A 19,238-nucleotide genomic window follows, 5' to 3' on the forward strand; every position below is an offset into this window, starting at 1 on the left:
GCCCGGCGGCGCTGCGCTTGCGCGGGCCTACAGACTGAGCTGGCGGCTGGAATAGCGGAGCGGATAAATGTTTCTGCGGGTTCAGTCGTTGTAGGCCGGATAAGGCGTGAGTCGCCATCCGGCATAAAGGCGGCTTCGTGCCGGCGGTCGTTGCCCGGCGGCGCTGCGCTTGCGCGGGCCTACAGACTGAGCTGGCGGCTGGAATAGCGGAGCGGATAAATGTTTCTGCGGGTTCAGTCGTTGTAGGCCGGATAAGGCGTGAGCCGCCATCCGGCATAAAGGCGGCTTCGTGCCGGCGGTCATTGCCCGGCGGCGCTGCGCTTGCACGGGCCTACGGGGTGTGAGCCTGTGAGAGGAACTTGTAGGCCGGGTAAGGCGCGGCCGCCACCCGGCAACATCACGGGTACTGCGCCTGGCGTCTCGCCCGGCGGCGCTGCGCTTGCACGGGCCTGAACGCCAGCCGGACTGTTTCCTGGAGAGGGGAAGCATTGCCGTGTGGTTGTTTATGTTATCTGTGGCTTCAGCGTAGTTTGCGCTCCCGGTTCGTCTTCTGCGTTATGTCCCTTATGGCGCAGGGAGCGCACAGGGGGCGGCCAGTCGCCGCCGCCCCCTGTACCCCCGGGCTCCGGCCAGCAAAATCGCCACTGCGTGGTGCCTTCGACTTATCCCTGCAGGCTTCGGGTCGGGCCGAGGCAGCGTCCGTGCAAAACACGGCCCTCAGCCCGCATCCATGCGGGCTGCCCCGGCCTTCCGGGAACGTCTCAGCGATTTTGAGGCCGTCAGCACCGGCAGTTTCAGCAACAATGATGAATAAATTAACGACAGGTCGTAAGAACGTAGGCCGGGTAAGGCGCAGCCGCCACCCGGCACAAAGGCGCGCTAGCGTTCCTCCTGATACAGCGGCACTACGGCGCCGCCGATATAGCGACGGCGCAGCCAGGCGGAGAGGGTGTCCATGATCATCACCACCGCCACCAGCAGCAGCGTGATAAACATCACCACATCCCAGTTCCACAGGCGCATATTCTCGGCATAGATAAGCCCGATACCGCCGGCGCCGACGAAGCCCAGCACCGCCGCGGAGCGGGTGTTGGATTCAATCTGGTACAGGCTCAGCGCGAGGAAGGTCGGGAACGACTGGGTAAAAATACCAAAACGATGCTTTTGCAGGCCGTTCGCGCCCACGGCGGTCAGCCCGCGCCCGGGGGAGCGGTCCACGGCTTCGTGTCCTTCCGCGTACAACCGTCCCAGCAGACCGGTGTCCTGCATGATGATCGCCAGCACCCCGGCCAGCGGCCCGAGGCCTACCGCGCGCACGAAAATCAGCCCCCAGATAGCCATGTCGATCCCGCGCAGCACATCAAACAGGCGGCGCATCAGCAGGGCGAGGGTCCCCAGCACCATGCCGCGCATGATGTTGCGGGCGGCGAAGAAGGAGAGCAGCAGCGCCAGCACCGTGGCGGTGAGCGTCCCGGCGAAGACGATAGCCAGGGTAATGCCGATTTGCGTGAAGTAATAGCCAAACGGCCAGTTCCAGAAGTCGTGCCAGACGAACATCCGCGCCAGATAGCGGCCAATCTGCTGCAGGCCGGTGGTCAGCTGTTCGCCGCTGATGCCGAACTGCAGAAAAAACCAGACGTAATAGAGCACGCAGGCCAGCGCCACCAGCCCGACGTAGCGCAGGTAGCGCCCCTGGACCTGATAGAGCTGTTTATGCTGCCGACGGCTGGCGGCGATATCCGGTTGCATGTGCCAGACGCTCATTTCTTACCCTCCAGTACCCACAGGCGCAGACGACCGGACAGCATGTCCAGCGCCGACACCACCAGAATGATCAGCAACAGGGTGATGCTCACCTGATCGTAACGGTCGAGCTTGATGTTGGTCATCAGCTCCTGGCCGATGCCGCCCGCGCCCACCAGCCCGAGAATGGTCGACGAGCGGAAGTTGATTTCAAGCCGCATAAAGCCGTAGGAGAGAAACAGCGGTTTCACCTGCGGCCACAGGGCGAAGCGAATTTTCTGCAGCGGCGATGCGCCGCAGGCCGCCAGGCCGCGTACCGGTTTGTTTTGCGCGCTTTCCACCGCCTCGTAGAACAGTTTGGTCAGACTGCCGACGGTATGCAGCATGAGCGCCAGAAAGCCCGGGATCGCGCCGATGCCGAACGCCATCACAAAGATCACCGCCCACGCTAGCTCGGGCATGGTGCGCAAAAACGCCACCAGCACGCGAATGGCAAAGCGCACCGGCGCCGGGGACCAGGCGTTATTGGCGGCGAGAAACGCGAAAACCGTGGCAATGGCGACCGCCACCAGGGTTGAGGCCAGCGCCAGCTGCAGGGTTTCCCAGATCAGCGGCAGCTGGATCGGCAGGCGATAGCCCCACCAGGCCAGCGACCCTTTGGTCTGCACGTCGGCGAACAGGTTGCCGGCGCTCAGGGGCGGAATAGTCTCTGCCATATAGTCCAGGAAGTGGGGCAGCGAGTGCCAGATAGTCAGCAGATTAAATTCCGCGGCGCTGCCGGCGGCAAAATAGAGCGCCAGCAACAGCAGGGACCAGCAGACGGCATCGCGTTTTTGCCGCGAGCGTATCTGCTGGTAATAGCGTTCAAATTCGATGTGGGTCGTCTTCATGCGTCGGGGATCTTCAACGTAGCGCCGCCGCTCACCTCGGGGCAAGCCGGCGGCGTTGAGGCAGGATTAACGCGCGCTCACCAGCTCGCGTTTCATATCGATAATCTGCTGGAAATCAGCCACGCTGCCCGGGCCGATGTGCTGCGTACCGCCCATCGCTTTGATAAAGCAGGCGTGATCCTCGGTATCCAGTTTTTTCACCGCCGCCACGACCTTCGCCTTAAAGTCCGCCGGCAGCGCATTGCTCACCAGGATCGGGCCGTTCGGGATCAGCGGCGATTGCCAGATAATGCGGATCTGCTTCATCAGATCCGGATGATCCATGCGAATCAGGCGGTTGAACGCGCCGGTGGTGTAGCCGGTGTTGTAATCGCCAACCATCGAGGCCCAGGTCACCGCCCCCGCGAACTGGCCATTCAGCACGCCGAGGATGTCCTGCTCGTGGCCACCGGAGAAGGTGACGCTGGAGAAGGTGTTGTTGTATTTGTTGTCGGCGTTGCCGCCAAATTTTTCTTTAAACGCATGGTTAGGGATCAGATACCCGGAAGTGGAATCCGGGTCGGCGAAGCCAAAGGCTTTGCCTTTTAAATCGTCCAGCGTTTTATACGGGGAGTCGGCTTTGACAATCACCACCGAGTGATAGCCGCGAGACTGATCTTTGTCGTCCACGGCGATGCCGACGATATCCACCGCTTTCGGGTTATTGAGATAAACCGAGGCGTAAGAGGAGGGGGACATGCTCAGCACCACGTCGACTTTACCCCCCAGCAGACCCTGAATCACCCCGGAATAGTCGGAAGAGTTACGCAGTTTGGTATCCACGTTCAGCTCTTTATCGAGGAAGGTCTTCACGCACTGGTTATCGCCGATTTGCTGGGTGGCGTTCTGGCCGCCGAGAATGCCCAGATTCAGCTCTTTCGGCTGCGCCGCCGCTGCCTGCCATGCCATCATCATGCCCGCGACCATTGCGGATAAACGAACTGCGCCAGTCATATATTTTTTCATTATGTTGCCCGTGTGAGTGAAATTAATGCAATTGGCTAACGTCATCGCCGTACAGCTGCTGCAGTACATCCTGCGTCAGCCGGGCGGGGTGATCGTCAAAAATAAGCTGTCCGCTGGCGACGCCGATAACCCGGGTGCAGTAGGTCCTGACCAGCTCCACCGAATGCAGGTTGACCATCACGCTGATGCCCTGCTCGCTAATCTCGCGCAGCACATCCATGATGCGCTGAGTGTTTTTCGGATCCAGCGAGGCGACAGGCTCGTCGGCCAGCAAGATCCCGGGGTTTTGCATCAGCGCCCGGCAGATCGCCACCCGCTGCATCTGCCCGCCGGAGAGGTTCTCCGCCCGCTGCAGCGCGTGCGGCAGCATGTTCATCCATTCAAGCAGCGCAATGGCGCGCGCCCGGTCGGCTGCTGGAAAAATTTTAAACAGCGATTTCAGGGTTGAAGTCTGGCTGAGGCGGCCCAGCAGAACGTTGGTGAGCACGTCGAGGCGCGGCACCAGGCAGAAGTCCTGAAAGATCATCCCGCAGTGGCTGCGCCAGGCGTTGAGCGCGCGGCCTTTCAGCCGGGAGACATCGTGCGGGGTACCGACTTCCGGGTAGCTAAGAATTTCGCCGCCGCTGGCGCTGTGGGTGCCATTGAGAACATGCAGGAGCGTCGATTTACCGGCGCCGGAGCGACCAATAACCCCGACCATTTCACCGGCGTGCAGATCAAAGCTGATGCTGTCCAGCACCTTGTGCTGAGCCTCGTAGGCTTTACTCAGGTTACGCACGCTTAAGACCTTCCGCTGCCGGCCGGCATTGAGATCGGTGAACGGCTGGAAATCAGTTTCGGCCACCGCGGCAAGAGAGCTGTTCATAAGAGTGTCCAGGTTCGTCATTAACTGGCCACTATTAATAGGTCTTTATGTGAAATTTCGATGACGGTATTGCGAACAAACCGTGAACAGGCGGGAAAGGGCGGCGGTGAGCGGTCCACCCGCGCGCGCGTGGCGCGCTGGCGAAGCGCCGAAAAGCGGCTATGCTTTCGGGGGCGCGGAGACAGGTGCCCCTTGACGGCAGGAACCCTCGTCAATCTTCGCTTAATCTTGCTGATGAGAACTGTTATATCGAATAGATAATGCGTCTGCCTTTGTTTAGCATTCAACATTCCCCAGGTATTAACATATACATAACTATTTTGTGCGGCAGGTTAATCTATTCATGAGTCTTATGCGTTGGTGAATCATCCTGGTTGTTGCTTCTTTTTGGATTTATATTCTTTATTTTTTAATAAATTTGGTTTATTCGACAACTTCATTCTGCCCTCCATTAAGAATATTCCTAACATAATAGGGTGAAGATCCTGGGTAATATAAAATTCAGCTAAGAATCGACAGTAATATTGCCAATAACCTTATGAAAATAAATGTCTTTTTTCTTCCCTCAAAAAAACGATATTTTCAGTTTTTGTAAATATTGACCTGGGCGCGAAATTCATTGCCTTTCCGCATGTTGACACTCTATAGGAAAAAACTTAAATTCAACGCCAAGCAGAAAATAATTATAGTTTAACCCCGCTTATCCAATATTGATAGGTGATGCGTGTCTTATTTAATGGCGATTTATTAAAGGAATGGAATACGCCAGTTAACTTTATAGGCCTGGCAAGCAGTGACGTTGTAAAAATGATTACTTCAAGGACTATGAGGTTAAAAACTATATGGAATATAAAAGCTGTTCCGATAAGTATATTTGGTCTGCCCATGACTCCTACTTCTATAAAGGATTATCCGAACTGATTGTTGATATCGACGAATTAATTTATCTGTCGCTAGAGAAAATCAGAAGAGATTTCGTGTTTATCAATCTCAATACGGCTTCGTTAAACGAATTTATCAGGCGCGACAGCGAATGGCTATCCGCGGTAAAGGGGAAACAGGTCGTATTAATTGCGGCCAGAAAGTCAGAGGCCTTAGCGAATTACTGGTATTACAATAGCGATATTCGCGGCGTGGTATATGTTGGCCTGAGTCGCGATATTCGAAAAGAGCTGGCCTATGTGATTAATGGCAGGTTTCTCCGTAAAGATATTAAGAAAGATAAAATTACAGACCGGGAAATGAAAATTATCCGCATGACCGCCCAGGGCATGCAGCCGAAATCGATCGCCAGAATTGAAAATTGTAGCGTGAAGACAGTGTATACCCATCGGCGCAATGCTGAGGCCAAGCTGTATTCCAAAATATATAAGTTAGTTCAGTAACACCCAGGCAAGTTAATTTTTGAATGGTTCACCGGGACATCATGTCCTTAATTCAACTCAGGAAGAAAAAGCGATGAAAAAAAAGGTTCTGGCAATAGCTCTGGTAACGGCGTTTACCGGTATGGGTGTGGCGCAGGCTGCTGACGTAACGGCTCAGGCTGTAGCGACCTGGTCTGCGACCGCCAAAAAAGACACCACCAGCAAACTGGTCGTCACCCCGCTCGGCAGCCTGGCGTTCCAGTATGCCGAAGGCGTGAAAGGTTTTAACTCACAGAAAGGTCTGTTTGACGTGGCAATTGAGGGTGACGCAACGGCGACCGCCTTTAAGCTGACCTCGCGTCTTATCACCAACACCTTAACCCAGCTGGATACCTCCGGCTCCACGCTGAGCGTGGGCGTGGATTATAACGGCGCAGCGGTGGAAAAAACCGGTGATACCGTGATGATCGATACCGCCAACAACATTCTGGGCGGCAACCTCAGCGCGCTGGCTAATGGCTACAACGCCAGCGGTCGCACCACCGCGCAGGATGGTTTCACCTTCTCTATCATCAGCGGCACCACTGACGGCACCACCGCCGTGACCGATTACAGCACCCTGCCGGAAGGGATCTGGAGCGGCGACGTTAGCGTCCAGTTCGACGCCACCTGGACCAGCTGATCCTTCTGATGCACCAGCAGGGGGGGCTCCCCCTGCTTTTTTCACGGACGGAATTGTTATGAAAAAGCACCTTCTGGCCCTCGGGCTGCTGCTTGCCGGAGTATCGCCGGCGCAGGCGCTGGATGTCGGCGATATCTCATCTTTTATGAACAGCGGCAGCAGCACGCTGAGCAAAACGATCAAGAACAGCACCGACAGCGGCCGGCTGATCAATATCCATCTCGAACGGCTCTCTTCCCCGCTGGATGACGGACAGGTTATCCCGATGGATAAACCGGATGAGGTGCTGCTCACTCCCGCCAGCCTGCTGTTACCCGCCCAGGCCAGCGATGTGATCCGCTTCTTCTACAAAGGCCCGGCGGATGACAAAGAGCGCTACTACCGCATTGTCTGGTTCGACCAGGCGCTCAGCGATGCCCAGCGCGATAACGCCACCCGCAGCGCGGTGGCCACCGCTTCCGCCCGCATCGGCACCATCCTGGTGGTGGCGCCCCGGCAGGTGAACTACCGCTTTCAGTACGCCAACGGCTCCCTGACCAACACCGGGAACGCGACGCTGCGGATCCTCGCCTACGGCCCTTGCCTGAAGGCCGACGAGGGTAAGGAGTGTAAAGAGAACTACTACCTGATGCCGGGTAAATCACGCCGTTTTACGCGCGTGGACACGGCGGATAAAAAAGGACGGGTTGCGCTTTGGCAGGGTGAGCAGTTTGTTCCCGTGAAATAGACAGCTGTGCAGATGGATAACGACGATGCCTCTTCAACGGATTTCCCCAGGACTGAAAACACGGCTTGCCTTCGGCATGTTTTTTTTGTTCGTTCAGCCCGACGCCAGCGCGGCTGCCCCAGGGGCGCAGCAGATTGGCGGGGTGATTATTCCGCAGGCCTTCAGCCAGGCGCTGCAGGACGGCATGAGCGTTCCTCTCTATATTCATCTTGCCGGCAGCCAGGACACCCGGGACGATCAGCGGATCGGCAGCGCCTTTATCTGGCTGGACGGCGGCCAGCTGCGCGTTCGGCAGATCCGGCTGGAGGACAATGAGGGTAACGCCAGCGTCAGCGAACAGACCCGCCAGCAGCTGACTGGCCTCGCCAACGCCCCGTTCAGCGAGGCGCTCACCATCACGCTGACCGACAGCGCGCAGCTGGATCTCAGCCTGCGCCAGCTGCTGCTGCAGCTGGTGGTCAAGCGCGAGGCGCTGGGCACCGTGCTGCGCTCGCGCAGCGAAGACATCGGCCAGTCGAGCGTCAACGCCCTTAGCAGCAATCTGAGCTATAACCTCGGCGTCTATAACAACCAGATGCGCAATGGCGGGAGCAACACCTCCAGCTATCTGTCGCTGAACAACGTCACGGCGCTGCGTGAGCATCATGTGGTGCTCGACGGCTCGCTGTACGGGATCGGCAGCGGTCAGCAGGACAGTGAATTATATAAGGCCATGTATGAACGCGATTTCGCCGGCCACCGCTTTGCCGGCGGGATGCTTGACACCTGGAACCTGCAGTCCCTGGGGCCGATGACCGCTATTTCGGCGGGCAAGATTTACGGACTTTCCTGGGGGAACCAGGCCAGCTCCACCGTCTTCGACAACAGCCAGTCCGCCACGCCGGTGATCGCCTTTCTGCCGGCGGCGGGCGAGGTGCATCTCACTCGTGACGGCCGGTTGCTGAGCGTCCAGAACTTCGCCATGGGGAACCATGAAGTGGATACCCGCGGCCTGCCGTACGGTATTTACGACGTGGAGGTGGAGGTGATCGTCAACGGGCGGGTGGTCAGCAAACGCACCCAGCGGGTCAATAAGCTGTTCAGCCGGGGACGCGGCGCCGGCGCGCCGCTGGCGTGGCAGGTGTGGGGCGGCAGTTTTCATATGGATCGCTGGTCGGAGAGCGGGAAAAAGACCCGGCCGGCGAAAGAGAGCTGGCTGGCGGGCCTCTCGGCCTCCGGGTCGCTCAGCACCCTGAGCTGGGCGGCAACGGGCTATGGCTACGACAACCAGGCGGTGGGAGAAACCCGCCTGACGCTGCCGCTGGGCGAGTCGATCAACGTTAACCTGCAAAATATGCTGGCCAGCGACAGCTCGTGGAGCAGCGTCGGCAGCATCAGCGCCACGCTGCCGGGGGGCTTTAGTTCAGTGTGGGTCAACCAGGAGAGAACCCGCATTGGCGATCAGTTGCGGCGCAGCGATGCCGACAACCGGGCGATCGGCGGCACCCTCAACCTCAACGCGCTGTGGTCGAAGCTGGGGACGTTCAGCGTCAGCTACAACGATGACCGTCGCTACAACAGTCATTACTACACCGCGGATTACTATCAGACGGTCTACAGCGGCGCCTTTGGATCGCTCGGCCTGCGGGCAGGGATCCAGCGCTATAACAATGGCGACAGCAGCGCCAACACCGGGAAGTATATCGCCCTCGATCTGTCGCTGCCGCTGGGCAACTGGTTCAGCGCCGGGATGACCCATCAGAACGGCTACACCATGGCTAACCTCTCAGCGCGCAAGCAGTTTGATGAAGGCACCATTCGCACCATCGGCGCCAATCTGTCGCGGGCCATCTCCGGCGATACCGGGGATGACAAAACCCTCAGCGGCGGGGCGTATGCCCAGTTCGACGCCCGCTACGCCAGCGGCACGCTGAACGTCAACAGCGCGGCGGACGGCTACGTCAACACCAACCTCACCGCCAGCGGCAGCGTCGGCTGGCAGGGCAAAAACATCGCCGCCAGCGGACGAACCGACGGTAACGCCGGGGTGATCTTCAACACCGGGCTGGAGGATGACGGTCAGATCAGCGCCAGGGTCAACGGGCGAATCTTCCCGCTCAGCGGCAAGCGTAACTATCTGCCGCTCTCTCCCTATGGCCGCTATGAGGTGGAGCTGCAAAACAGCAAAAACTCGCTCGACAGTTACGACATCGTCAGCGGGCGTAAGAGTCATCTGACCCTCTATCCCGGCAACGTGGCGGTGATTGAGCCTGAGGTGAAGCAGATGGTCACCGTCTCCGGTCGTATTCGGGCGGAAGACGGCACGCTGCTGGCGAATGCGCGGATTAACAACCATATCGGCCGTACCCGCACCGATGAAAACGGCGAGTTCGTCATGGATGTGGATAAGAAATACCCCACGATCGATTTCAGCTACGGCGGCAATAAAACCTGCGAAGTGGCGCTGGAGCTCAGCCAGGCGCGCGGCGCCGTCTGGGTGGGGGATGTGGTTTGCAGCGGCCTCTCGTCGTGGGCGGCGGCGCAGCAGACAGGAGAAGAGAATGAAAGTTAACCCTTTAATCGCCCTGGCGATCCTCGCGCTGCTCTGGCCGGCGGCCGCGCTCAGGGCGGCGGTGTCGAAGACCACCTGGTCGGATGCGCCGGCGCGCGAGTTTGTGTTTGTGGAAAACAACGCCGACGACAACTTTTTCGTCACCCCCGGCGGGGCGCTGGATCCGCGCATGACCGGCGCCAACCGCTGGACCGGCTTAAAATACACCGGCTCCGGGACCATCTATCAGCAGAGTCTCGGCTATATCGATAACGGCTACAACACCGGGCTCAATGCCAACTGGAAGTTTGATATGTGGCTGGAAAACTCGCCGGTTTCGCACCCCTTAACCGGCCTGCGCTGCATCAACTGGTACGCCGGGTGCGATATGGCCACCAGCCTGATCCTGCCGCAAACCACCGACGCCAGCGGGTTCTATGGCGCGACGGTGACCAGCGGCGGCGCGAAGTGGATGCACGGTATGATGTCGGACGCCTTCTATCAGTATCTGCAGCAGATGCCGGTCGGCGGCAGCTTCACGATGACCATCAATGCCTGCCAGACCTCGGTGAACTACGACGCCAGCAGCGGCGCGCGCTGTAAGGATCAGGCCTCCGGCAACTGGTATGTGCGCAACGTCACCCACACCAAAGCCGCGAGCCTGCGGTTGATAAACACCCACTCGCTGGCGGAGGTGTTTATCAACAGCGATGGCGTGCCGACCCTCGGGGAAGGGAACGCCGACTGCCGGACGCAGACCATCGGCAGCCGCTCAGGATTAAGCTGTAAGATGGTCAACTATACCTTGCAGACCAATGGGTTAAGCAACACCTCGATCCATATTTTCCCGGCGATCGCCAACTCGTCGCTGGCCTCGGCCGTCGGGGCGTACGATATGCAGTTCAGCCTCAACGGCAGCTCATGGAAGCCGGTGAGCAATACCGCCTATTACTACACCTTCAACGAGATGAAGAGCTCAGACGCGATCTATGTGTTCTTCTCCAGCAACTTTTTTAAGCAGATGGTGAATCTCGGGATCAGCGATATCAATACCAAGGATCTGTTCAACTTTCGCTTCCAGAACACCACCTCGCCGGAGTCAGGCTGGTATGAGTTTTCCACCTCCAATACGCTGATTATCAAGCCTCGTGATTTCAGCATCAGCATTATCTCCGACGAATATACCTCGGCGCCGTCGCGGGAGGGGTATGTCGGCAGCGGCGAACCGGCGCTCGATTTCGGCTACATCGTCACCACCAGCGGTAAAACGGCCGCCGATGAAGTGCTGATCAAAGTGACCGGACCGGCGCAGGTGATTGGCGGGCGCTCCTACTGTCTCTTTAGCTCCGATGACGGTACGGCGAAAGTGCCGTTCCCGGCGACGCTCTCTTTTATCACCCGCAGCGGCGCGACGCAGACCTACGACGCCGGGTGCGATGACAGCTGGCGGGATATGACCGATGCGCTGTGGCTGACCACGCCGTGGACCGATATCTCCGGCGAAGTGGGGCAGATGGATAAGACCACGGTGAAATTCTCGATTCCGATGGATAACGCCATTTCGCTGCGGACGGTAGACGATAACGGCTGGTTTGGCGAAGTCAGCGCTTCAGGAGAGATTCATGTCCAGGCGACGTGGCGCAACATTAACTAAGGCCCTGCTGACGGTGGGCTGCCTGCTGGTGGCTCCGCTGGCGCAGGCTATCTCGGTCGGCAACCTGACCTTTTCCCTGCCGGCTGAAGCGGATTTCGCCAGCAAACGGGTGGTCAACAACAATAAAAGCGCGCGGCTGTACCGCATCGCCGTCAGCGCCATCGATCGCCCGGGCGGCAGCGAAGTGCGCTCCCGGCCGGTGGATGGCGAGCTGCTGTTCGCCCCCCGTCAGCTGGCGCTGCAGGCCGGGGAGAGCGAATACTTCAAATTTTACTATCATGGCCCGCGGGACAACCGCGAGCGCTATTATCGGGTCTCGTTTCGCGAAATCCCCACCCGCAACCTGACGAGGCGCAGCCCGACCGGCGGCGAGGTCAGCATGGAGCCGGTGGTGGTGATGGATACCATTCTGGTGGTGCGCCCGCGCGAGGTGCAGTTTAAATGGTCTTTCGATAAAGTGGCCGGGACGGTGAGCAACACCGGCAATACCTGGTTTAAGCTGCTGATTAAGCCAGGATGCGATTCGACCGAAGAGGAGGGGGACGCGTGGTATCTGCGTCCCGGGGACGTGGTTCGCCAGCCGGCGCTGCGCCAGCCGGGGAACCACTATCTGGTCTATAACGACAAATTTATTAAGATCAGCGATACCTGCCCGCTGAAGCCCCGCCCCGCGGAGTGAACCTTACCCGGCGGCCGCGCGGCGGGTAAAGCGCCGGCTGGCCAGCAGGCTCAGACCGCAGCACAGCAGGTAGTACACCGCGCCGGTGAAGACGAAGATCGCCAGGGGATAGATCTGCACCCGGTTGTTGACCTGGCCGGCCACGGTGGTCAGCTCCGGGACGTTGACGATAAACGCCAGCGAAGTGTCCTTCAGCAGGCCGATAAAGATCCCCACCAGCGACGGCTGAACGTTGCGCAGCGCCTGCGGGAGCAGCACCAGGCGCAGCGTTTGCCCGGGGGCGAAGCCCTGGGTCAGCGCCGCCTCATACTGACCTTTCGGCAGCGACTGTAGCCCGGCCAGCACCGAGTGCATCACCGAGGCGGCGGTAAACCATGCCAGCGCCAGGGTCACGGTCACCGCGCCGGGCAGATCGCCGCCGGTCAGCATCGGCAGCAGATACCACAGCCAGAAGATGACAAATATCAGCGGGATGCCGCGGATAATTTCCGCCCACAGAAACAGCAGACGCCGTGTCAGCCCGCCGTAGCGCCAGGCCAGGCCCGCCAGCGCAATGCCTCCCGGCAGCGCCAGCAGCGTGGCGCCGATAGCCATCAGTAGGGTCAGGGCCACGCCGCCGGGCTGGCCCTCCGCCAGCCGGCCCCACAGCAGGTAATCAAGGTTATCGGCGATCACCGCCAGATTAGCGTTCATGTTGGGCGCTCCGTTGCAGTTTTCTTCCCGGGCCGAGACGCGTTAGCGCCACGCCCATCGCCACCCCCAGCGCCAGGTACAGCGCGGTGCCGACGGCAAAAGCCTCCAGGGCGTGCGCGTTATAGCTCTCAATCTGCCGCACCTGATAGGTCAGTTCCGCAAAGCCGATGCCGCTGGCCAGCGATGAGAGTTTCATCAGGTTGAGATACTGGCCGACAATCGGCTGCCAGGCGTTGGCCAGCCCCTGCGGCAGAAGGATAAAGCGCAGCTCCTGCCACGGCGTAAAGCCCTGCGACAGCGCGGCTTCCCGCTGCCCGTGGCTGACGGCGCGCAGTCCGGAGGCGATCTCTTCCACCAGAAAGGCGGAGGTAAAGACCCCCAGCCCCCACATTGAGCAGAGGAACTCCGGCGTCAGCCACCAGACGTTGCCCGGCAGAATGGACCAGGCGTGCTCGTCGTTCACCACGTTCTTCACCGCCAGCGGCAGCAGGTTCCAGGCGGCAAAGTACCAGAACAGCAGCTGGACCAGCAGCGGGGTGTTGCGAAACAGCGAGACCCACGCGGCCACCAGCCCGCGCCCCGCGCGGCCGCCGCCGAGACGCAGGGCCAGCAGCAGAACCGCCAGCGCAGTGGCGAGCAGGATCCCGGCGACGCTGACCCAGACGGTGGTGAGAAAACCAGAGATAATCCATTGCAACGGCTGTCCGCTCAGGACGCCGTGCCAGTCAAGCATCGGCGTCACTCGAGGCTCTCCTGGTGCAGCGGATCCAGCACCTTCTGCAGAAAACGCCGCGCGCGGGCATGCTGCGGATGGGCGAAAAACTCAGCCGGCGGGGCGACCTCGAGAATGTCGCCGCCGTCGATAAACACCACCCGGTCGGCAATTTCGCGGGCAAACTGCATCTCGTGGGTCACCACCAGCATGGTGATCCCGCTGTGGGCGAGGTTTTTCATCACCTGCAGCACTTCGCCGATCATCTCCGGGTCGAGCGCCGAAGTGGGCTCATCGAACAGGATAATCTGCGGCGAGGAGGCCAGGGCGCGGGCGATCGCCACCCGCTGCTGCTGGCCGCCGGAGAGCTGCGCCGGCATCTGCTGCGCTTTCTCCTCCAGCCCGACCTGACGCAGCAGCGCCAGCGCCCGCTCCTGTGCCGCGCTTTTTCCCCAGCCGTGGACGCGCTCCAGCGCCAGCGTGATGTTCTCCTGCGCCGTCAGGTGGGCGTAAAGGTTGAACTGCTGGAAGACAAAGCCGACACGGCTGCGCAGCTGGCGCAAGGCGCTGCCGCTCAGCCGGCTGGTGGGTTTGCCGTCGATCAGGATCTCGCCGCCGCTTAAGGATTCGAGCTGGTTGATCAGGCGGATCAGCGTCGATTTTCCCGATCCGGAAGGGCCGAGGATCGCCACTACTTCGCCGGGATCGACCTGCAGGTTGATGGCGTTAAGCACCTGATGATCGCCGTAGCGCTTGGCCACCTCACGAAAGGTAATGCTGGCGCGCTGCAGACGTGAAAAATCCGCGGCCGGAGCCGCGGAGTGGGAGAATAAACCCGAGAACATATTATTTCGCTTCTATGGTAAAGGCGCGCGGCTGCGGCGTTTTAGTGGCAGGGCCAAACCAGACATCGTAAATTTTCGCGGCTTCGCCGGTTTTCTCCAGCTTCACCAGCTCATCGTTGACGGCCTTCAGCAGGGCCGGTTCGCCTTTCTTCACCCCCACGCCAATCTCTTCTTTGCTGAGCAGGTCGGGCAGAATTTTAAACTTGGCTTTATCCGGCGCTTCCGCCAGCAGACCGGCAAGGATGGTGCTGTCCTGGGTGATGGCCTGCACGTTGCCGTTGCGCAGGGCGGTCAGGGCCAGCGGAATATCGTCATAGGAGAGGACGCGAGCCTGCGGGAAACGCTGGTGCAGCGCCTGTTCGCCGGTGGTGCCTTTCACCGCTCCGATGCGCGCTTTGCTGTACTCATCAAGCTTATCCGGAGAGCCGGCCGGCACGAGGAACTGCTGGCCGGTGACGAAATACGGCGTTGAGAAATCAATAACCTGGGCCCGCTCCGGGGTGATGGTAATGTCGGCGACGATCAGGTCGGCTTTGCCGGACTGCAGCAGCGGAATACGGTTGGCCGGATTAGTGGCCACCAGTTCGAGTTTGACGCCGAGCGCTTTCGCCAGCGCCTGGGCAAAGTCGACGTCGTAGCCGACGATATGGTGGGTTTTGGCGTCCACGGAGCCGAACGGCGGATTGGCGTCAAAGGTGGCGACTTTCACGACGCCGGCGGCTTTGATGTCAGCCAGCTGGTCGGCCTGCGCCTGCGAGGCGAGCAGCAGCATACCCAGCGCCAGTGCGATTTTTGTGGTTTTGTTGCGCATATTTTTTCCCCTGAATCCCTGTTTTGTTTTGTGGACATCACGCTCCCACACATTCCCCGTCGGCGGCAAAGAAGAAAAAATTCTTATCTATAACGAAAAAGAACTTAACAAACCTGTGGGTATTCTTTATGCGCTGGTAGCGTTTTACCGGCACAGTCACGAGTGCCGGGCGGTCCTCTTTCCCTCCGGAGAGAGGGTGAGGGTGACAGGACCGGGCGTAATATGCGCCAGCCAGGATTGCAAATTCGGAATTAATATTTCCCGCGCCCGGCCAACTGTGGTTGAAATAGACCCAGGCGATTCGCTTCCCGACAGAGGAGAAAACGAAAGTGGCATTGTGGCAACGGTTAACGGGCTGGCTGGCTTTTTTGTCCAACGGTGAAGCCGGACAGCAAGATACTCAACGCGTCATGGAGGCGATCCTGCCGGTGGCCAGCCTCTACGGCGTGGACATTGGCAACGTGGAAACCCGGTGGTTCCGTCATGATAAGACATACTGAGCGACGCAGGACGCGAGAAGCCTACTGGAACGAGGTGTGCTTTGTGTAGCAAGAGACTGCCTGAGGTTGCGGCATCGCAGGAGGCGCCGCCGCAGCCCAGGCAGTTTTAACCACCCTTATCCCCCCAGATACATCCGCTTAATTTCCGGGTTAGTCAGCATCTCCCGCGCCGCGCCTGACAAGGTGATCCGGCCATTCTCCAGGACATACGCCCGATCGGCGATCGCCAGCGCGGCCGTCGCATTCTGCTCCACCAGCAGCACCGTCATATTCTCATCGCGCAGTTGCTTAATGATGCCGAACAGCTCGCCGACAATTTTCGGCGCCAGCCCGAGGCTTGGTTCATCCAGCATCAATAACACCGGCTCGCTCATCAGCGCCCGGGCGATGGCCAGCATCTGCTGCTCGCCGCCGCTCATGGTGCCCGCCATCTGATGGCGCCGCTCCTTGAGCCGTGGAAAGAGGGCGTACATACGATCGCGCAGGCGGGTGTAGCCGGCGAGATTATTGTAAGCGCCCATGCGCAGGTTCTCTTCGATGGTCAGGTTGGTAAAGACCCGGCGTCCCTCCGGCACCAGCGCCAGCCCGCGACGTACGATCTGGTGGGTCTGGCTGCGCGAGATATCGTCGTTGAGGAAGCTGACGCGCCCGCTGGAGCGCACCAGGTTGACGATCCCATTGAGGGTAGAGGTTTTACCGGCGCCATTGCTGCCGATCAGGGTGACGATCTCCCGGTCATAAACATCGATATCGACGCCTTTCAACCCCTGGATCACGCCGTAAAAGACCTTCAGTTCTCTGGCGTTAAGCATAATTGGCTTCTCCCAGATAAGCGGAAATGACGTCCGGATGCTGGATCGCCTCGGCCATCAGGCCGCTGAACAATGGCTTACCATACTCCAGGACCATCACCCGTTCGCACAGACGGTTGACGAAGGGCATATCGTGCTCGATTAACAGGACGCTGAGCTGATAGTCATGGCGCATGCGGAAGATCAGCTCCGCCAGATCCTCGGTCTCCTTCGGGTTCATCCCGGCGGCCGGCTCATCGAGCAGCAGCAGCTTCGGCGAGGTGGCCAGCGCGCGGGCGATCTCCACTTTGCGCTGGTTGCCATAGCTCAGGTTCGTGGCCTGCATATGGGCGAAGTGGGCGATGCCGATGTCTTCCAGAATGGCCATCGCTTTGGCCTTCGCCGCCCGCTCGGCCGGAAAATAGCGGCCAATGTGCAGGGCCGCCTCCAGCAGCGAGTAGCGGCTGGCGCGGTCGAGTCCAACCATCACGTTCTCCAGCACCGTCATCGAGTTAAACAGCCGGATATTCTGGAAGGTGCGGGCGATCCCGGCGTTGACCACCTGGTTGGGCTTTAGCCCCTTCAGCGAGGCGCCCGCGAGGGTGACGCTGCCGCTGGTGGGCTTATAGTTGGCGGTGATGACGTTAAACAGGGTCGTTTTGCCCGCGCCGTTCGGGCCGATAAGGCCAAAGATCTCCGCTTCGTCAACATGGAAGCTGACGTTGTCGATGGCCCGCAGGCCGCCAAACTGCATGGTGACGTCCTGCACCTGCAGGATGATTTTATTTTCCGCCATAGCTGCTGTTCCTTCTTCCCATCTGCCAAATCTCTTTTTTCCCCAGCAGCCCTTCGCGGGCGAAAAGCATGATGATCAGCAGCAGCAGGGAGAAGACCACCATTCTCAGGCCCGGATAGGCGCCGAGATCATGACCGAAGAACTGCAGCGGCTGGTCGAGAAAGCGCAGCCACTCGCCGCTGCCGACCACCAGCACGGTGCCGAGCAGGGCGCCGGTGGTGCTGCCGAGCCCGCCGAGGACGATAATAATCAGCAGCTGGAAGGTGAGCATAAAGTCGAACAGCCCCGGGGAAATGGTGGTCAGCAGCGAAGCCAGCAGACCGCCGCCGATCCCTTCGAAGAAGGCGCTGGTGGCGAAGGCGCAGGTTTTAATGCGGAAGGTGTTGACCCCCATGGCGATCGCCGCATCTTCATCGTCGCGAATGGCTTTCATCATCCGGCCATACTTCGACCACACCAGCTGGAGGATCATGCCGGTAGCCAGCAGGGCGAACAGGCCGCACCAGAACAGGAGATGCGGCTGCTGCGGAATATCGTTCAGCCCGATGGCGCCGTTGGTGATTTGCGGGTTGTTAATGGCGAGGATCTTGATGATAAACCCGAAGCCGAGGGTGACGATGGCCAGGTAGTCGCCGCGCACCCGGAAGACCGGCACGGCGAGGCACACCGCCAGCGCCGCCGCGCACAGGCCGCTTATCAGCAGGGCGGGGAGGAAGCCCGCGTGCAGGCTGAGGATCCACGGGCTGGGGGCGGCCATTTCAAACATGTCTACCTTGCTGTCGCTGGAGAGGATCAGCAGGGCGGTGACGTAGGCGCCCACCGCCACGAAGCCGTTCGGCTCCAGCGACAGCTGGCCGGTCACGCCGTTGATCAGGTTGTAGCTGACCGCGAGGATCATAAAGATAAAAATGGTGCTGATGACGCGAACAATGTAGTCATTGAAAACCACGTTGATTCCGGCCAGCAGCGCGATACAGATGACAATAATGGCCAGGTTGCGCAGCTGCGCCCCGGCGGTGGTCGTCGCGTTGAGCATCAGAAACGGCTCCTTTCCAGACGTTCGTCGCCCATAATGCCGACCGGGCGGAACAAGAGGACCAGAATCAAGAACAGGAAGGCGAAAGCGTCTTTATAGCCGCCCAGTTCGGGGAAGATCGCCACCGCGACCACCTCGGTAAAACCGAGGATAAAGCCGCCCAGCACCGCGCCGGTGACGCTGCCGATCCCGCCCAGCACGGCGGCGGCGAAGGCCTTCAGGCCGATAAGCACGCCCATCAGGGGATCGATCGTCGGGTAGCTGATGGAGTAGAACACGCCGCCGAGCGCCGCGAGGCTGCTGCCGAGGGCGAAGACCAGGGAGATGATCCGGTTGGCGTCAATGCCCATCAGACGCACGGTGTTGACGTCAAAGGCTACCGCGCGGATCGCCATTCCATAGCGGGTGCGGTACAGCAGCCAGAGGATCGCCAGCAGCAGCAGGACGGTGATCAGCGGCACAATCCACGCCACGTTGGTAATGATGACGCTGCCGAAGGCCCGGGTCTGGTTGAAAAAGTCAGGGGCGGAGAAGAAGCGCGAGCTGCCGCCAAACAGCACGTTAAACAGGTTTTCGAGGAAGAAGCTGACGCCGATGGCGGTGATCAGCATGGAAATTTTCGAGGCCTGGCGCAGCGGACGATAGGCGACCCGGTCAATCAGCATGCCAAACAGGCCGCACAGCCCGAGAGTCAGGAAAACGGCTACCCCGAAGGGTAGCCCAACCGAAGAAAATAAAAACAGCGTACTAAACGCGCCGACCATCATCACGTCCGCATGGGCGAAGTTGATCAGCCTTAGCACGCCATAAACCATCGTATAACCGATGGCAATCAGGGCGTACATGCCCCCAAGACTCATTCCATTGACCACTTGCTGGAGAAAAATGGCGCCGTCCATTTTGTAGCCTCGTCAC

At 59.7% G+C, this 19,238-nt stretch carries 19 protein-coding genes; 7 read left to right on the plus strand and 12 right to left on the minus strand.

All coding sequences use genetic code 11. From position 1 onward, the window contains the following. Positions 1–879: 879 nt before the first annotated feature. The 4 genes from phnE (ACLH1U_RS10995) to phnC form a co-directional block, all read right to left on the minus strand. The gene (phnE, locus tag ACLH1U_RS10995; RefSeq protein ID WP_086076573.1) at positions 880–1,764 is read right to left on the minus strand and encodes a phosphonate ABC transporter, permease protein PhnE; all 885 of its coding nucleotides are present in this window, start codon (positions 1,762–1,764) and stop codon (positions 880–882) included. After that, a complete protein-coding gene (gene phnE, locus ACLH1U_RS11000) occupies positions 1,761–2,633 on the minus strand; it encodes a phosphonate ABC transporter, permease protein PhnE (protein WP_032453208.1) in 873 nt (290 codons plus the stop codon). The genes phnE (ACLH1U_RS10995) and phnE (ACLH1U_RS11000) overlap by 4 nt, the downstream gene beginning before the upstream one ends. 66 nt (positions 2,634–2,699) lie before the next feature. Further along, entirely contained in the window at positions 2,700–3,638 is a 939-nt protein-coding gene (phnD, locus tag ACLH1U_RS11005; RefSeq protein WP_032428601.1) for a phosphonate ABC transporter substrate-binding protein, read from the minus strand. Between the two features lie 22 nt (positions 3,639–3,660). Further along, positions 3,661–4,503: a phosphonate ABC transporter ATP-binding protein gene (phnC, locus tag ACLH1U_RS11010; RefSeq protein ID WP_049013819.1), complete on the minus strand. Its 843-nt coding sequence runs from the start codon at positions 4,501–4,503 to the stop codon at positions 3,661–3,663. A gap of 842 nt (positions 4,504–5,345) precedes the next feature. On the opposite strand from phnC, the gene ACLH1U_RS11015 reads away from it, so the two are divergent. From ACLH1U_RS11015 to ACLH1U_RS11040, 6 genes are all read left to right on the plus strand, one after another. Further along, positions 5,346–5,888: an ECP biosynthesis operon DNA-binding transcriptional regulator EcpR gene (locus ACLH1U_RS11015; RefSeq protein WP_023288544.1), complete on the plus strand. Its 543-nt coding sequence runs from the start codon at positions 5,346–5,348 to the stop codon at positions 5,886–5,888. 73 nt (positions 5,889–5,961) lie between these two features. Beyond that, positions 5,962–6,549, plus strand: a complete 588-nt coding sequence (gene ecpA / locus ACLH1U_RS11020; protein WP_023288545.1) for a common pilus major fimbrillin subunit EcpA — start codon at positions 5,962–5,964, stop codon at positions 6,547–6,549. A 58-nt stretch (positions 6,550–6,607) separates the two neighbouring features. Further along, positions 6,608–7,276: a hypothetical protein gene (locus ACLH1U_RS11025; RefSeq protein WP_032453210.1), complete on the plus strand. Its 669-nt coding sequence runs from the start codon at positions 6,608–6,610 to the stop codon at positions 7,274–7,276. 25 nt (positions 7,277–7,301) lie between these two features. Continuing rightward, positions 7,302–9,827 carry a fimbrial biogenesis outer membrane usher protein gene (locus ACLH1U_RS11030; RefSeq protein ID WP_023288547.1) on the plus strand — a complete coding sequence of 842 codons (2,526 nt, stop codon included), beginning with the start codon at positions 7,302–7,304 and terminating at the stop codon, positions 9,825–9,827. Then, positions 9,817–11,460, plus strand: a complete 1,644-nt coding sequence (ecpD, locus tag ACLH1U_RS11035) for a fimbrial adhesin EcpD (protein WP_194859298.1) — start codon at positions 9,817–9,819, stop codon at positions 11,458–11,460. The genes ACLH1U_RS11030 and ecpD overlap by 11 nt, the downstream gene beginning before the upstream one ends. Beyond that, a complete protein-coding gene (locus ACLH1U_RS11040) occupies positions 11,429–12,139 on the plus strand; it encodes a fimbria/pilus periplasmic chaperone (protein ID WP_023288549.1) in 711 nt (236 codons plus the stop codon). The genes ecpD and ACLH1U_RS11040 overlap by 32 nt, the downstream gene beginning before the upstream one ends. Before the next feature lie 3 nt (positions 12,140–12,142). Here the strand turns inward: ACLH1U_RS11040 and ACLH1U_RS11045 are convergent, their stop codons facing one another. The 4 genes from ACLH1U_RS11045 to ACLH1U_RS11060 are packed head-to-tail and all read right to left on the minus strand — an operon-like array spanning position 12,143 to position 15,200. Beyond that, positions 12,143–12,832 (minus strand): amino acid ABC transporter permease, encoded by a 690-nt coding sequence (locus ACLH1U_RS11045; RefSeq protein WP_044521205.1) that lies wholly within the window; start codon positions 12,830–12,832, stop codon positions 12,143–12,145. After that, complete coding sequence (locus ACLH1U_RS11050; protein WP_044521207.1) at positions 12,822–13,574, minus strand: amino acid ABC transporter permease; 753 nt, start codon at positions 13,572–13,574, stop codon at positions 12,822–12,824. Before ACLH1U_RS11050 ends, ACLH1U_RS11045 begins: the two co-directional genes overlap by 11 nt. Next, positions 13,571–14,389, minus strand: coding sequence for an amino acid ABC transporter ATP-binding protein (locus ACLH1U_RS11055; RefSeq protein ID WP_023288551.1), 819 nt, complete (start codon positions 14,387–14,389; stop codon positions 13,571–13,573). Before ACLH1U_RS11055 ends, ACLH1U_RS11050 begins: the two co-directional genes overlap by 4 nt. A gap of 1 nt (position 14,390) precedes the next feature. Further along, complete coding sequence (locus tag ACLH1U_RS11060) at positions 14,391–15,200, minus strand: ABC transporter substrate-binding protein (RefSeq protein ID WP_002890106.1); 810 nt, start codon at positions 15,198–15,200, stop codon at positions 14,391–14,393. Positions 15,201–15,529: 329 nt separating this feature from the next. On the opposite strand from ACLH1U_RS11060, the gene ACLH1U_RS11065 reads away from it, so the two are divergent. Next, a complete protein-coding gene (locus tag ACLH1U_RS11065) occupies positions 15,530–15,700 on the plus strand; it encodes a hypothetical protein (protein WP_002890108.1) in 171 nt (56 codons plus the stop codon). Positions 15,701–15,816: 116 nt separating this feature from the next. On the opposite strand, the gene ACLH1U_RS11070 is transcribed toward ACLH1U_RS11065, so the two are convergent. The 4 genes from ACLH1U_RS11070 to ACLH1U_RS11085 are packed head-to-tail and all read right to left on the minus strand — an operon-like array spanning position 15,817 to position 19,222. Beyond that, a complete protein-coding gene (locus ACLH1U_RS11070) occupies positions 15,817–16,512 on the minus strand; it encodes an ABC transporter ATP-binding protein (protein ID WP_032453291.1) in 696 nt (231 codons plus the stop codon). Next, on the minus strand, positions 16,505–17,287 hold the full coding sequence (locus ACLH1U_RS11075) for an ABC transporter ATP-binding protein (protein ID WP_023288553.1): 783 nt from the start codon (positions 17,285–17,287) through the stop codon (positions 16,505–16,507). Before ACLH1U_RS11075 ends, ACLH1U_RS11070 begins: the two co-directional genes overlap by 8 nt. After that, the gene (locus tag ACLH1U_RS11080) at positions 17,274–18,323 is read right to left on the minus strand and encodes a branched-chain amino acid ABC transporter permease (RefSeq protein ID WP_008805324.1); all 1,050 of its coding nucleotides are present in this window, start codon (positions 18,321–18,323) and stop codon (positions 17,274–17,276) included. Before ACLH1U_RS11080 ends, ACLH1U_RS11075 begins: the two co-directional genes overlap by 14 nt. Further along, positions 18,323–19,222, minus strand: a complete 900-nt coding sequence (locus ACLH1U_RS11085; RefSeq protein ID WP_002890128.1) for a branched-chain amino acid ABC transporter permease — start codon at positions 19,220–19,222, stop codon at positions 18,323–18,325. The genes ACLH1U_RS11080 and ACLH1U_RS11085 overlap by 1 nt, the downstream gene beginning before the upstream one ends. Positions 19,223–19,238: the final 16 nt, after the last annotated feature.

Origin of the sequence: Klebsiella sp. 1SOBk5mer, from assembly GCF_046603115.1 — a bacterium.
Lineage (GTDB): Bacteria > Pseudomonadota > Gammaproteobacteria > Enterobacterales > Enterobacteriaceae > Klebsiella > Klebsiella quasipneumoniae.

What these genes read in the sequence shown, in the direction of transcription:
- phnE (WP_086076573.1), bottom strand. Translation starts at nt 1,764, where the DNA reads ATGAGCGTCTGGCACATGCAACCGGATATCGCCGCCAGCCGTCGGCAG.
- phnE (WP_032453208.1), bottom strand. Translation starts at nt 2,633, where the DNA reads ATGAAGACGACCCACATCGAATTTGAACGCTATTACCAGCAGATACGC.
- phnD (WP_032428601.1), bottom strand. Translation starts at nt 3,638, where the DNA reads ATGAAAAAATATATGACTGGCGCAGTTCGTTTATCCGCAATGGTCGCG.
- phnC (WP_049013819.1), bottom strand. Translation starts at nt 4,503, where the DNA reads ATGAACAGCTCTCTTGCCGCGGTGGCCGAAACTGATTTCCAGCCGTTC.
- ACLH1U_RS11015 (WP_023288544.1), top strand. Translation starts at nt 5,346, where the DNA reads ATGGAATATAAAAGCTGTTCCGATAAGTATATTTGGTCTGCCCATGAC.
- ecpA (WP_023288545.1), top strand. Translation starts at nt 5,962, where the DNA reads ATGAAAAAAAAGGTTCTGGCAATAGCTCTGGTAACGGCGTTTACCGGT.
- ACLH1U_RS11025 (WP_032453210.1), top strand. Translation starts at nt 6,608, where the DNA reads ATGAAAAAGCACCTTCTGGCCCTCGGGCTGCTGCTTGCCGGAGTATCG.
- ACLH1U_RS11030 (WP_023288547.1), top strand. Translation starts at nt 7,302, where the DNA reads ATGCCTCTTCAACGGATTTCCCCAGGACTGAAAACACGGCTTGCCTTC.
- ecpD (WP_194859298.1), top strand. Translation starts at nt 9,817, where the DNA reads ATGAAAGTTAACCCTTTAATCGCCCTGGCGATCCTCGCGCTGCTCTGG.
- ACLH1U_RS11040 (WP_023288549.1), top strand. Translation starts at nt 11,429, where the DNA reads ATGTCCAGGCGACGTGGCGCAACATTAACTAAGGCCCTGCTGACGGTG.
- ACLH1U_RS11045 (WP_044521205.1), bottom strand. Translation starts at nt 12,832, where the DNA reads ATGAACGCTAATCTGGCGGTGATCGCCGATAACCTTGATTACCTGCTG.
- ACLH1U_RS11055 (WP_023288551.1), bottom strand. Translation starts at nt 14,389, where the DNA reads ATGTTCTCGGGTTTATTCTCCCACTCCGCGGCTCCGGCCGCGGATTTT.
- ACLH1U_RS11060 (WP_002890106.1), bottom strand. Translation starts at nt 15,200, where the DNA reads ATGCGCAACAAAACCACAAAAATCGCACTGGCGCTGGGTATGCTGCTG.
- ACLH1U_RS11070 (WP_032453291.1), bottom strand. Translation starts at nt 16,512, where the DNA reads ATGCTTAACGCCAGAGAACTGAAGGTCTTTTACGGCGTGATCCAGGGG.
- ACLH1U_RS11075 (WP_023288553.1), bottom strand. Translation starts at nt 17,287, where the DNA reads ATGGCGGAAAATAAAATCATCCTGCAGGTGCAGGACGTCACCATGCAG.
- ACLH1U_RS11080 (WP_008805324.1), bottom strand. Translation starts at nt 18,323, where the DNA reads ATGCTCAACGCGACGACCACCGCCGGGGCGCAGCTGCGCAACCTGGCC.
- ACLH1U_RS11085 (WP_002890128.1), bottom strand. Translation starts at nt 19,222, where the DNA reads ATGGACGGCGCCATTTTTCTCCAGCAAGTGGTCAATGGAATGAGTCTT.